This is a genomic window from Acinetobacter sp. F-1, from assembly GCF_022869025.1.
Classification (GTDB): Bacteria; Pseudomonadota; Gammaproteobacteria; order Pseudomonadales; family Moraxellaceae; genus Acinetobacter; species Acinetobacter pseudolwoffii.
In genome coordinates this window covers 67,724-80,444 of sequence record NZ_JAJKFX010000008.1, presented here as the reverse complement: position 1 = coordinate 80,444, position 12,721 = coordinate 67,724, and the positions used below count along the sequence as shown (strand labels likewise).

9 protein-coding genes, 5 pseudogenes and 1 other annotated feature are annotated in these 12,721 nt (G+C 39.0%); of the genes and pseudogenes, 10 read left to right on the top strand and 4 right to left on the bottom strand.

Translation table 11 applies throughout. From position 1 onward, the window contains the following. Positions 1-547: 547 nt before the first annotated feature. From LOZ91_RS09190 to LOZ91_RS09150, 9 genes and pseudogenes are all read left to right on the top strand, one after another. Complete coding sequence (locus tag LOZ91_RS09190; protein ID WP_005093626.1) at positions 548-763, top strand: cold-shock protein; 216 nt, start codon at positions 548-550, stop codon at positions 761-763. A 97-nt stretch (positions 764-860) separates the two neighbouring features. Beyond that, the gene (locus tag LOZ91_RS09185) at positions 861-1,094 is read left to right on the top strand and encodes a hypothetical protein (protein ID WP_005093624.1); all 234 of its coding nucleotides are present in this window, start codon (positions 861-863) and stop codon (positions 1,092-1,094) included. A gap of 62 nt (positions 1,095-1,156) precedes the next feature. Beyond that, positions 1,157-1,354, top strand: a complete 198-nt coding sequence (locus tag LOZ91_RS09180) for a hypothetical protein (RefSeq protein ID WP_074382686.1) — start codon at positions 1,157-1,159, stop codon at positions 1,352-1,354. A gap of 188 nt (positions 1,355-1,542) precedes the next feature. Further along, positions 1,543-1,738: pseudogene (locus LOZ91_RS09175) on the top strand (hypothetical protein); the annotation flags it as partial. A gap of 245 nt (positions 1,739-1,983) precedes the next feature. Beyond that, a pseudogene (locus LOZ91_RS09170) lies at positions 1,984-2,204 on the top strand (IS1 family transposase); the annotation flags it as partial. A 447-nt stretch (positions 2,205-2,651) separates the two neighbouring features. After that, the gene (locus tag LOZ91_RS09165) at positions 2,652-4,010 is read left to right on the top strand and encodes an NAD(P)/FAD-dependent oxidoreductase (RefSeq protein ID WP_074382685.1); all 1,359 of its coding nucleotides are present in this window, start codon (positions 2,652-2,654) and stop codon (positions 4,008-4,010) included. A 72-nt stretch (positions 4,011-4,082) separates the two neighbouring features. After that, positions 4,083-4,487 (top strand): IS66 family insertion sequence element accessory protein TnpB, encoded by a 405-nt coding sequence (locus LOZ91_RS09160; RefSeq protein ID WP_227523651.1) that lies wholly within the window; start codon positions 4,083-4,085, stop codon positions 4,485-4,487. Then, a complete protein-coding gene (tnpB, locus tag LOZ91_RS09155) occupies positions 4,430-4,819 on the top strand; it encodes an IS66 family insertion sequence element accessory protein TnpB (RefSeq protein WP_100329899.1) in 390 nt (129 codons plus the stop codon). Before LOZ91_RS09160 ends, tnpB begins: the two co-directional genes overlap by 58 nt. Positions 4,820-4,893: 74 nt before the next feature. Then, positions 4,894-6,555 carry an IS66 family transposase gene (locus LOZ91_RS09150; protein ID WP_244783074.1) on the top strand — a complete coding sequence of 554 codons (1,662 nt, stop codon included), beginning with the start codon at positions 4,894-4,896 and terminating at the stop codon, positions 6,553-6,555. A gap of 57 nt (positions 6,556-6,612) precedes the next feature. Here the strand turns inward: LOZ91_RS09150 and LOZ91_RS09145 are convergent. The 4 genes and pseudogenes from LOZ91_RS09145 to mqo form a co-directional block, all read right to left on the bottom strand. Continuing rightward, positions 6,613-6,867, bottom strand: a pseudogene (locus LOZ91_RS09145) (transposase); the annotation flags it as partial. Positions 6,868-7,220: 353 nt separating this feature from the next. Next, positions 7,221-7,706: a hypothetical protein gene (locus LOZ91_RS09140; RefSeq protein WP_035337386.1), complete on the bottom strand. Its 486-nt coding sequence runs from the start codon at positions 7,704-7,706 to the stop codon at positions 7,221-7,223. Between the two features lie 56 nt (positions 7,707-7,762). Beyond that, positions 7,763-9,038 (bottom strand): annotated as a pseudogene (locus tag LOZ91_RS09135) (MFS transporter). Between the two features lie 72 nt (positions 9,039-9,110). Then, on the bottom strand, positions 9,111-10,745 hold the full coding sequence (gene mqo / locus LOZ91_RS09130) for a malate dehydrogenase (quinone) (protein WP_005093636.1): 1,635 nt from the start codon (positions 10,743-10,745) through the stop codon (positions 9,111-9,113). A gap of 495 nt (positions 10,746-11,240) precedes the next feature. Between mqo and LOZ91_RS09125 the strand changes: the two are divergent. Next, positions 11,241-12,460, top strand: a pseudogene (locus LOZ91_RS09125) (IS3 family transposase). Continuing rightward, positions 11,516-11,633, top strand: a sequence feature (AL1L pseudoknot). (Overlaps the previous pseudogene by 118 nt.) Positions 12,461-12,721: the final 261 nt, after the last annotated feature.

Here is a 12,721-nt window from a genome sequence, read left to right as displayed (position 1 = left end):
AATTCAAAAATAAGGAAATTTAGATTTATTTTTAATCTAAATTTCCTTAACTGACTGGCATTAACCTAACAGGCGGTTTTTTATCACATACTGCTAATTATCAGTATTTAAAGCTATAAAATTTGGCGGTTTATCTATGACTTGCATATGGGAAAAAATCATCATTCCCGAAATTAAAAACATCAATATTGTTATTACAGAACTATATAATCGCATTCATTATTTATCAATCTAACTCAACTCTACATATTACCTTATATTGTTACATTTACAATAAAAATATGATTTTACTGAATTTTTTAATTAATTTAATCTTATTTTATTAGTTTAATAAATATACATATAAGAAAACTTGATTTTTACTATTTTTAGTGTATAGTTAAGTTAACTAGAAAAAAGTCTTGTTCCGGTAAATCTTCTTTAAGTATCGCAGTTTTAGTCATAATCCTTCGTTTTTTCAGATTTTAAGTCGCTTCTTTATTATTTCAAAGTTATTAATCAGTCAATAAAATGACTAAAAAATTATTAAAAATTAGTAGGATATATTATGTCAAACTCAAATGTTGTTAAAGGTACTGTTAAGTGGTTTAACGAAACTAAAGGTTTTGGTTTCATTCAACAAGAATCAGGTCCAGACGTTTTTGCTCATTTCAGCGAAATCGCGAATTCAGGTTTCAAGACCTTATTTGAAGGCCAGCAAGTTGAATTCAGTGTAGCTCAAGGTCAAAAAGGACCGAATGCTGTAAATATTGTTGCTATCTAAGTAATAATAAGCAGTAATAAAAAGCACTCATTAGTGCTTTTTTTATACTTTAAAATGTTTTCAAAATTGAAAAAATTTCTAAAAAATAGGATATAAGTTGTTAAAAATAAATGATTTAATTGCAAAATCTAAAAATGGTACTGAAATTATTGTTTCATTAATTCCTCTACATAAAATGCAAAATACACGTCAAGGTTTAAAACAAATTGAAGTCGGTAAAAGAGTTCTACTGGAATCTGGAATCGAGGTTGATTTAAATTTGGATGGTCGTACATTTTACACTTCTCTAAATCAGCTATTTAAATTAAATGATAAAGTTGTGTATCAATAAAAATAATAAACATCAATGGTTTATGTGGACTTTCCACTGCAATTTTTTTTAAGGGGATATATATGTTTAAACAGACTCTCAGCATCAAAGACCAGTTTGGCGTTAAATACGCTATTCAAGCTACTGTGGATCATGATTTTGCCACCACCCAATCTCATTCGAATATAAAACATATCACCGTCGATGGTGAAGATATTCGACCTAGTTTTGAAATGCTTTTTCAAAGTACTTTAAGTGGAAAAATATTCAAAATCATCTAGAAATATAATTTCTATAAAATCCATAGTCTGGATCAAATATCAGAACCTGCTCGCTATTATGCGGGTTTTTTTATAGCTCATATTTATATTTGTAAGCCTCTGCTTATGCGAAACGAGAGTTCACAGCTCTCGTTTTTTTTGTTCTAAAACTGCTAAAATTCTTATACGCCATTGACGTACTTAAACCTATTTTATTTATTGAAAACAGTATTTTTACCAAGCAAATCAAAGAGCTTGTGAGTGATGAAAGGTATCGTCAGCTCCAGCAAGATCTCTTGGTATAGCCTGATCAGGGCGATTGAATCAAAAAATGGTGGTGGAATTCGTAAAGCACCTTGTGCTCAAGGCAATAATGGTAAAAGTGGCGGTATCCGGGTGATCTATAAAGCGTACAAAATAGCCTAAATTTTATCCACAGCAATTGGGGATAGTTTTCGCCCTGGAAGAGCTGATAACTTTGGGGAAATTCCAAAATTGAGCATTTTTTAATCTATTGGGACTTACGCACTATTATTTATAGATTCTCTGTGGCAGCAGATGATTTTTATCGACGCAGATTCAAATCCCAAGTGCGACACATTTGTAGTTAGTTGAAAAAGTTAGGTGAACCGTACCGGGTTTGTCGGAGGCGAATTTCGAGTAATTTATGGGACAGTTTTGTCACTGCTTTTAAAATTATAAGCAATCGATTGGTAAGTTCTTTACTGTAGGTATTGAAGGTAATAATTGCAGAATCAGGCATCGGCTCAGGCGTGGATTTAGGAGAAGCTGTAATTTTTCGAAAAAGTTAGAAAACCACTTTAAGGCTTTCGATTTAACCTTCTTCCACATCAATAATGGCTGCATTTAATCCCAGCATACTTTTTGAAACACCACCACTTCAATTCAAACAAATTTTAAGAAAAAATCTAAAAAAATTCTCTTTAGAATCTATAGGAAAAACCTAATAAGAATCAAGAATATATACTAAATGATAAAATTTTAAATATTAATGGAATGACTTTAAATTCACTTTTATAACTAAGCAAAGCCACAATTAATCAGAAATTATGATAAGATCAGCTTTCTTAAAAAATGTATTTTTTATAAAGATGAATTGCTTAGGTAATTTTTACTGTCTTTAGCACATTTTATTATTTTTTCTTTTTTTTAATTCACATCCTATTTTGAACAGATTTTTAATCGCTCAATTTAGGATTGTATTTGCTTATCTTTATAATGCTTATATTTCAAATCCTAAATTGTGACACTCAAAATTGGAGAGGTAATTAAGAACTCAAAACTAATGGAGATAGCAATGGATCGAATTGCAATTATTGGTGCTGGCCCAAGTGGCATGGCCCAATTAAGAGCGTTTCAGTCAGCAAAGGCCAAAGGTCTACAAGTTCCTGAAATTGTATGTTTCGAAAAACAAAATGATTGGGGCGGGCTATGGAACTATACTTGGCGCACTGGTATAGATGAACATGGGGAACCTGTCCACGGCAGTATGTACCGCTATTTATGGTCAAATGGCCCCAAAGAAGCGCTAGAATTTGCCGATTATACTTTTGATGAACATTTCAAAAAACCAATCGCTTCATATCCACCACGTGCAGTACTGTGGGATTACATCAAAGGCCGTGCAGAAAAAGCACAGGTCAAAGATTTAGTTCGTTTCAATAGTGCCGTTCAGCATATTGCCTATGATGAAACAACGCAAAAATTCACGGTAGATGTCGAAGATTATGCACAACAACAGCATTATTCAGAACAATTTGATTATGTTGTCGTTGCATCTGGACACTTCTCTACCCCACGCGTTCCTGTTTATGAAGGCTTTGATCAATTCCATGGTCGCATTTTACACGCACACGACTTCCGTGATGCGCTGGAATTTAAAGGCAAGTCTGTGTTATTGGTGGGCAGCAGCTACTCTGCCGAAGACATTGGTTCGCAATGTTATAAATACGGTGCTAAGCAAATTTACAGTTGCTATCGTAGTAAAGCCATGGGCTTTAAATGGCCTAAAAACTGGTCTGAAAAGCCACAATTACTGCGTGTAGATGAAAATACTGCTTATTTTAGTGATGGAACATCTGCCAAAATTGATGCCATTATTTTATGCACAGGCTATTTGCACCACTTCCCATTTATTGAAGATAACCTACGCCTCAGAACACATAACTGCCTTTATCCGCAGGGTTTATATCAGGGTGTGGTGTGGGAAAAGAATCCTCGCTTGTTCTACTTGGGCATGCAAGATCAATGGTACACCTTCAATATGTTCGATGCGCAAGCATGGTTTGTCCGTGATGTGATTTTGGGCAAAATTGCTTTACCAAGCACGGCAGAAATGCAGAGCCATACGCAGACCTTACATCAAAAAGAGCAGCGCCTATTGAACGATGAACAATCTGCCCGCTTCCAAGGTGACTACATCAAACGCCTGATTGCGCAGACGGACTATCCATCATTCAATATTGATGCAGTGCATGATATTTTCATGCAATGGAAAAAGCATAAAAAAGAAAACATTATGGGCTTTAGAGATAAAGTCTATCGCTCAGTAATGACTGGAAAAATGGCTAAGCCACATCACACGCCATGGTTATATGCGCTAGATGATTCTTTAGAAAACTATTTGGAAGATGAAGCACAACGTGAAGCGATGTAAGGCTTAATCACAAAAAGCCACACAATACGCAGCAAAATAGCCAACAAGCCCCATAAGTTATGGTCATGGGGTTTGTTGTTTGGACTGCCACCACTCTCCGAGACAAATAAGGCCGTACAGCCTTTACGACGTAACAACCCTGATGAACATGAACCTCTCGAAGCAAAGAAAGAAATCCTTTGCCTTAAAGCACCGAACGTTTCAATTGCTTCGGTCGCTTTGCAACATGGATTGAATACAAATCTTGTATCCAAATGGATTCGCTTAATTGATGGTAAGCCAGGGAATGATCGCTCACCACTACCGAATAAACCTGCATTTATTGCCTTATCTTGCTCTGCACCATTAGATCCTACTCCTACTGACATGTTAACGGTTCAAATTACTTTACCCCACTCAAAAGCAGAAATTGGCTTGAAATGGCAAGTATCAGAAATATCTGCTTTAGCAGAATTACTCAAGGCACTTGCAACATGATCCATATCGATGAAATCTGGCTCTCTACCCAGCCGATGGACATGCGTGCGGGTATGGATACTGCCATGGCTCAGGTGCTGAGAGCCTTTGGCTCGATCAAACTGCATTGCGCCTACCTGTTCTGTAATAAGCGTGGCCATCGCATGAAAGTGCTGGTGCATGATGGATTGGGCATCTGGCTGTGTGCCCGGCGGCTGGAACAGGGTAAATTTCACTGGGCTCAGATTCACCAGGGTGAAACCGTAGCCCTCAGCCCAGAGCAGTTGCAGGCACTGATCCAGGGTTTACCCTGGCAGAGAATTGGACGACAGCAGGTGGTGACGATGCTCTAAACCAGGCTCGTACATTCTGCTATTCTCCAAACGTTCTATTTCATTCTCTTCATGACCTCAGGCATACTGCGGTCATGAAAACGCTGCCTGATTTAAACCAACTGACCCATGAGCAACTGCTGGAATTTACCCGGCAATTGGCGATGCAGCATCAGTCTTTGGCACAATCAAATCAGCAATTAGATGCCAAAGTTCAACATCTGGAAGTCACCAATCAACAATTAGATGGCAAAGTTCAACATCTGGAAGCATGCAACCAACATCTCTCTATTCTCACTCAAAAATACGAGCATGAACTGGCTCTGTTTAAAAAGCATAAATTCGGCAGTAAAAACGAACATCTCACCGCAAAACAAATCCATCTATGGGACGAAGCAGTCGAAGAGGATATCGCAGCCGTTGATCTGGAACTGGAACGGCTGAATGCAGATAAAACTGATGCAGCGACACAGAAAGCCACAGTCAACAAACCTAAACGTCGACTGCTGCCAGATCATCTACACACCCTCCGTATTGAGCATGAACCTGCATCAACCCAATGCAGTTGTGGCTGCCAGTTACGTCGTATCGGCGAAGATATCAGTGAAAAACTGAATTTCAGACCGGCACAGTTCTATAAGGAACAGCATGTGCGTGGTAAATGGGTCTGTGATCAGTGTGACACTCTGACTCAGCAAGCGATGCCAGCCTATGTGATTGATAAAGGCATTGCTTCACCTGAATTGCTTAGCCATGTGCTGGTGTCAAAGTATGCCGATCATTTGCCTTTGTACCGTCAACGTCAAATCTTTCTACGCGCAGGTGTTGATCTGTCCAGATCAACGTTATCTGACTGGATTGGCCGCTGTGGGGTGGAACTGGAACCTCTGGCCAATGCCTTAAAACAGGTGGTGTTGCAACAGCGGGTGATCCATGCCGATGAAACGCCGGTCACCATCATGCGGATGGGTGAGAATGAGAAAAAACCGAAGAAAGGTTATGTCTGGGCCTATGCCACCACACAGTACAATCCAGTTCAAGCGGTGATCTATGACTTTCAGGATAGCCGTTCAGGTCAGCATGCTGAAGCGTTCCTGAATGGCTGGCAGGGCCATCTGGTCTGTGATGATTACAGTGGTTATAAAGCACGCTTTAAATCAGGCCAGGTCATTGAGGTGGGCTGCATGGCACATGCACGTCGTAAATTCCATGAACTGCATGTGACCGGGAAAAGTCAGATCGCTGAACAGGCATTAGTGCTGATTCAGAAACTGTATGCCATAGAAGCAGAACTCAGGAAAAAGACCGATGGTACAGCAGAACATCGCCGCGAATACCGGCAACAGCATAGCCAACCGGTGATGCAACAACTGTATGAATGGCTCAACCAACATTATCTGGCGGTGCCATCGAGTTCTCCAACTGCCAAGGCGATCAATTACAGCCTAAAACGTTGGCAGGCACTCTGCCGCTATCTGGATGATGGCAATTTGCCTATAGATATGAGCAGCATTGCTGCGCAAGGGATTGAAAATCAGATGCGCCCCTGGGCGTTGGGACGTAAGAACTGGCTGTTTGCTGGCTCGCTGCGCAGCGGCCAACGAGCTGCCAATATCATGACTTTAATCCAGTCAGCAAAGCTGAATGGACTGGATCCGTATGCCTATTTAAGTGATGTGCTGAAAAGGCTGCCGACGCATAAAGTCACCCAAATAGAAGAATTACTGCCACACCGCTGGAAATCCGACCAAAATTAAAAAATAGGCATGGGATTCAGCGGACGCTTACATATCACTGATATTCGGGGCTGCTCATCCGCAAAGTTTAATCAGACTTTGCACAAAGCCAGTGACCATACGTAAAGACAGACGGAATAAGGATTTAATCATTAAGCAGCATTGGATGGCTGCGTCGGAGTAGGTTTGATTTCGCCCTTGTTTGCCTTTTGATGGGGCATACCATTGCGTAGCAAGATCAAACCAAATGGCAATATTTCCGCGATGAATGAGTGCTCGGTTATATGCGGACCAATTGGTTGTGCGATAAATTTTATGTGTATGCTTCTTCATTTGAAAAATATATTGCTGAAAAAGCCCTTAAGAACAGCTTTGTGCAACAAAGCCGTTCAAGATTGTTATGATCTTTTTTGACAGAGAACAAATTTTCCCTGATCAAGCAAATAACTTTAAAATTTTCTTAGTGAGCAAGATGGCCAATACTTATTAGAAGAAAAATCTTTTGTTTATGATGCTGAAAATGATCAATTTCTAGAATCGGATATACAGGCATTTTATTCCCTTTTGTCTGCAATTCTAGACTGGCAAGACCCGCCTTTTAAAGGCAGTTTTCCTATGTAATAACATCGATAAATCAGAATTAGGATTGTAAATTTTTCACCCACCGAATTTTTTTGTGCTAGCTGTTATAATGCGCCAAATTGCTGCCAAGTCTCATCATTATGTAAAGAGTCATAATAATTTTGCAGTTCTACTAAATCATAATATTGAATATAAGCTAATAGCAATAGGCCGAGGATCAGTCCAACTTTAAGACAACTAAGTCTATTTGGCTTTCTATATAAATTATCTATTCCAAAAGCAGTTAGAATTAAAGAAGGAACCAATACAATTGTTTTTAAATGGTTTAGAAAGTGAATTCCATGTGTATACAATAACCCAATAATAAGCAAAACTATCCCTAAACTGGTGTAAATACGGTCATGCAGAGAAGTGCGTAACGCGAAATTACATTGAAAAGCTAAAATAAAAGTTGCAAATAAATAAAAACCAGTTCCACCAATAATGAACGTATAAATTGCATTGAATAGGCAATAAGCCAACAACACTGATAGTGCGAAAGAATAGAGTTTGGTATAGAGAATGTGTGAAAAGGTGAAAATCTGTTTCATAATTTGCTCTATTGAAAACTCACATCCTATTAAAAGAGGATTTGAAGCTTAACATACTATTCACTTTTTGCCACTGGGGCATGTTTTTTTTAGTGTTGGAGATGGCTTGAATAAATGTCGCGTACGAGTAGAGCTTAGACCACAGATTATTAAACACAGCGTCCCTCCAATAAGTACTGCTGGCACCACAGAAAAATAGCGCGTCATCAGGCTCATGTGTAGGGCACCGAGCTGATTGCCTGAAGTGACTAATATGCCATTTAAAGCCGCTACACGCCCTAATAGTGCTTTTGGGGGGAGTTGCTGTAATAAAGTTTGTCGAATGACCATGCTAATGCTATCAAAGGCACCGATTAAAACAAGGAAGAAGACTGAGAGCCAAACATGGGAGGATAGTGCAAAGGCTAAAATACATAAAGCAATTGCAAAACTACTATAGAGCATATTTCTCCATGCATTTTGCATCGGAGAATAACAGGTCAACATCAACATCATGATACAGGCGCCAATAGCTGGTGCAGCTCTGAGTATACCTAAGCCTTCAACACCAAGATGCAGGATATCGTGTGCAAAAATAGGCAGTAAGATAATGACACTACAAAAAAGCATGACGCTGAGATCCAGCAACATACTCCAAAACATTAGTGGATGTTTAAAAATAAACAAATAGGCTTCTTTCAAACTTTTGCTCAAATGCTGTTTATGTGGGCTAGGGAATTGACGAGGACTTAATCTGAATAAGCAGATGCTACCCACGCAACACAAGAAAAAAACAATAAAGAGGGTCTTTTCAAGCCCAAGTTGGCCGAGTAAAAGTCCTGCGCATAAAGGCGCTAAAATGCCGCCTATTTGCCAAATGAGCGCGGTCCATGTGGCTGCATTGCTATAGGCTGACTCGGGGGTTAGAAAAGGGCGTAATGAATTAAATGATGGGCTGTAAATGCCTCTAAGTATGCCTAAGCAAAAGATGAGGCTATAAATGCCGCATAAAAGTGTATTTTGTTGAATGTGCTGTTGTTGGTACTGAGAAAAAAGAACAATAAATAATAATGGAATTAAAGTGCTACAGCTAAAACTCCACTGCACAATTTTTTGTCGGTTATAGCGATCAGCCCAGTCGCCACTGATCAGGGAGAGGCAAATAAAGGGGAGTAACTCAATTAAGGCAATCATGCCAAGGCTGAGTGGATTTTGAGTGAGTTGATAGATACTATAGGCAATGACGACTTCTTGAATCATGATGGTTAGAATTAAGCACAACTGATTGACACTCAGAAGTGAAAAATCACGTGAACGAAAAGCCAAAAAAGCATCGGAATGGAAAAGCGACATAAACAGAATAGTTTCAAATATGAATTAAAAAAGGATGGCGCAAAGTCCATCCTTTTTAGGGTTTAAAGCAGATTACTGTGCTTTTGCTACCGCAATAGTTTCGTCATTTGCAGCTTTAGCCATAGGTGTATATTTCAAACCAAGGGTTGTGCTGGTGTATTGGCGAACTTGGTCAAGAAGCACAGGATTAGTGCTGAGTTCTTGTTGGTACGATTTTACAATTTCATGTAATTTCGGATTCCATTTACCTGCTACTTGCTGAGGGAATGCTTTTTCAAGCAAGCTCAACATAATATAAGGGGAAGTTGAAGCACCAGGAGATGCACCTAATAGGGCAGTCACAGCACCATCTTGTGATGCAAAAATCTCGGTACCAAATTGCAAGCTTGCAGGTTTGCCTGGTTCTTTCTTAATGATTTGAACACGTTGACCACCTTGATTCATGCGCCAGTCTTCTGGTTTTGCATCAGGATAGTATTTTTTCAACTCATTAAAACGGTCTTCATCGGTCATCATGACTTGGCTAACTAAGTATTTCACCAAATCAAGATTTTCCATACCCACAGCGGTCATTGGTAAAACGTTGTTCTTAGTGGTTGATTTCAATAAATCAAGCTGAGAACCTTGTTTTAAGAACTTGTTTGAATAAGTTGCAAATGGACCAAACAACACATATTTTTTACCGTCGATATAACGTGTATCAATATGTGGAACAGACATTGGCGGTGCGCCTAATTCAGCACGACCATAAACTTTTGCAGTATGACCTTCAGTGACTTTTGGGTTGTCGGTCATTAAGAACACGCCACCTACAGGGAAGCCAGCATATTGCTTCGCTTCTGGTAAGCCTGTCATTTGTAAAAGTTTAACCGCTGCACCGCCTGCACCAATAAAGACAAAGCGCGTTTTCACGTGATCTGTTTTCCCTGTAGTGAGGTTTTTAAATGCAACAGTCCACGTTTTATCATCGTTTTGGCTAATGCCAGTCACTTCAGTCGATGTTTGTAACTGGAAATTAGATTGTTTTTTAAGGTGATCGACCAATTGAGTGGTGATCGAACCATAGTTCACATCCGAACCTACATCCATGCGTGTTGCAGCTACTTTTTGTGCAGCATCACGGCCATTCATCACCAATGGGGCCCATTGTTTAATTTCAGCAGGATCCTCAGAGAATTTCATGCCATAAAACATTGGGTTTTTAACCATTGCAGCGTAACGTTTTTCGAGGAAATTCACGTTATCGCCCCAAACGAAAGCAATGTGCGGTACAGGGTTGATGAAACTATTTGGTCGTCCCAAAACACCTTCTTTGACTTGATAAGACCAGAACTGTTTTGCAACTTCAAATTGTTCAGCCACTTTTGCAGCTTTGGTAATGTCCATTTTCCCATCTTTTTCAGAGGTGTAGTTCATTTCCATAAAGCCAGAGTGACCTGTGCCAGCATTATTGAAGCCGTTAGAGCTTTCTTGTGCAACTTTGTCTAGGCGTTCATACATGCGAATTTGCCAGTTTGGCTCAAGTTCACTAAGATATGTGCCTAGGGTTGCACTCATGATGCCCCCACCAACTAAGACTGCGTCAACGACAGGCTCATTGCTGGTGTTTTGAATTTTCTTAGACGCGATAGGTCTAAATAAAAAGATTAGTGCTGCAATAATAAGCAGAACGATGAATACCAATAGGTATTTTAAAAATTTGTTCATGCGATTATGACCATGGAGGGCAGGTTTGGATCGCTTTATAGCGAAGACAAGAATAACAATTATGGTGATAGGAACACTTGTAAAGAATTAGCTTAGAGAATTGAAGTAATACTCAAAATTACAAGTATGCAAAGATTAACGTTCGAAGCTATCACACATTTTTGATTGATGGATATTTTAGACTAAATACATATTGACTTAGTAATTTTTATTGTAAATGAACATGATTAAAATATAAATACCAATGATGTTGGTTTTTATTGGTTTTTATTGGTTTTTATTTTAATTCAATATCTGGGTTAAAAAATCAGATGTTGAATATTTATACAAATACTCAGTAATTTATGAAAAAGAAGCTTATAACTTGTTTCAAGATTACTTTCCAACGGCTTTATTGCACAAAGATTTGAAAGGCAAAGCGCCCCTAATTGAGCCAAATTTAAGGTGAACCGTACCGGGTTTGTCGGAGAGTCAATATTCTGAGAGACTATCCCGATGACAAAATTAAAATATACCCCTGAAATCAGAGAAAGAGCGGTTCAATTATTGATTGAATCTGAAAAAGATTATCCTTCTACTTGGGCTGCAATCACAGCAATTGCGCCTAAGATTGGTTGTACTCCTGAAACACTTCGTGCCTGGCATCAAAAGCATTTAGATCAGCAAAATCCTATTAAAGTACAACAGATATCTGATCAAGAAAAAATGAAGCAAATGGAACGTGAAATTAAAGAATTAAAGCGTGCCAATGAAATTCTACGTAAAGCAGCCGCTTTTTTCGCCCAGGCGGAGCTCGACCGCCCACACAAATAATGGTGGATTTCATCCATAACAATAAAGACTTATATAGTGTTGATGCGATTTGTAGGATTTTACCGATCGCAGCTTCAACCTATTACCGGACCCTAGATCTCTGCGAAAATCCAGAACATCGAGCAAAGCGAGATTTACATGACTTGCATCATGCTGAGGAGATTAAACGAATTTGGAAGGAAAGTTCAGGTCGATATGGTGTACGTAAAGTCTAGCAAAAACTGAAACGTGAAGGCTATATTATTGCACGCTGTACTGTTGCTCGATTGATGCAGAAGCTAGATATACAAGGTGTTTGGCTAGGTAAGAACAAACAAACCACCCGTAGCCGAGATGACCAAAAACGAGCACCTGACTTGGTGAAACGGAATTTTAGAGCTGATCATCCTGACCAACTGTGGGTCAGTGACTTTACGTATATTCAAACAAATTCAGGCTGGGTCTATACCGCCTTTATTATTGATGTGTTCTCACGAGCAATTGTTGGCTGGAAAGTATCTACACGAATGAATACAGATATGGTGCTCGATGCATTAGAGCAAGCATTGCATGATCGAGGCATGCCAAAGAATGTGATTCATCATTCCGACAGAGGTGTGCAATATCTTTCCATTCGCTATACCAATCGTTTAGAAGCAGCAAATTTACGAGCATCAGTCGGTACAACTGGTGATTCATACGATAATGCTCTGGCTGAAACGGTGAATGGCTTATACAAAACAGAGGTGATTGAATATCTAAAAGCAGATTGGCAAGGTTTAGCAGATGTACAACTTGCGACACTAAACTGGGTAGATTGGTTCAATAAAAAGCGTGTACACAGTGCACTGGGTTATGTATCGCCTTTTGAGTTTGAAGCAATGTACTATGATAAGATTAACCCGTTAGGTCAGGTGGCCTAACTTAAATAAAAAAGTCTCCGACAAACCCGGTACGGTTCATTTCGTATTCGCTATTTCCATAAGGTTACCCTAATTCTTGTATCGCTCCTGACATAATAACATAACTAATAAGTAACCATGAATCATAGAGCAGAAATGTGAATAGTCATAACATGGGGTTACACTTCAAATGCCAATTTAAGACTTGCAAAATTAATGGTTAATTAATTGGTTACTAAGGACTAGCCAATCTAAATATAAATTTTATTTAACAATTACTTA

Bases quoted from the DNA above. Each gene is read 5' to 3' on its own strand.
- LOZ91_RS09190 (WP_005093626.1), top strand. From the start codon at position 548: ATGTCAAACTCAAATGTTGTTAAAGGTACTGTTAAGTGGTTTAACGAA.
- LOZ91_RS09180 (WP_074382686.1), top strand. From the start codon at position 1,157: ATGTTTAAACAGACTCTCAGCATCAAAGACCAGTTTGGCGTTAAATAC.
- LOZ91_RS09165 (WP_074382685.1), top strand. From the start codon at position 2,652: ATGGATCGAATTGCAATTATTGGTGCTGGCCCAAGTGGCATGGCCCAA.
- tnpB (WP_100329899.1), top strand. From the start codon at position 4,430: ATGGCAAGTATCAGAAATATCTGCTTTAGCAGAATTACTCAAGGCACT.
- LOZ91_RS09150 (WP_244783074.1), top strand. From the start codon at position 4,894: ATGAAAACGCTGCCTGATTTAAACCAACTGACCCATGAGCAACTGCTG.
- LOZ91_RS09140 (WP_035337386.1), bottom strand. From the start codon at position 7,706: ATGAAACAGATTTTCACCTTTTCACACATTCTCTATACCAAACTCTAT.
- mqo (WP_005093636.1), bottom strand. From the start codon at position 10,745: ATGAACAAATTTTTAAAATACCTATTGGTATTCATCGTTCTGCTTATT.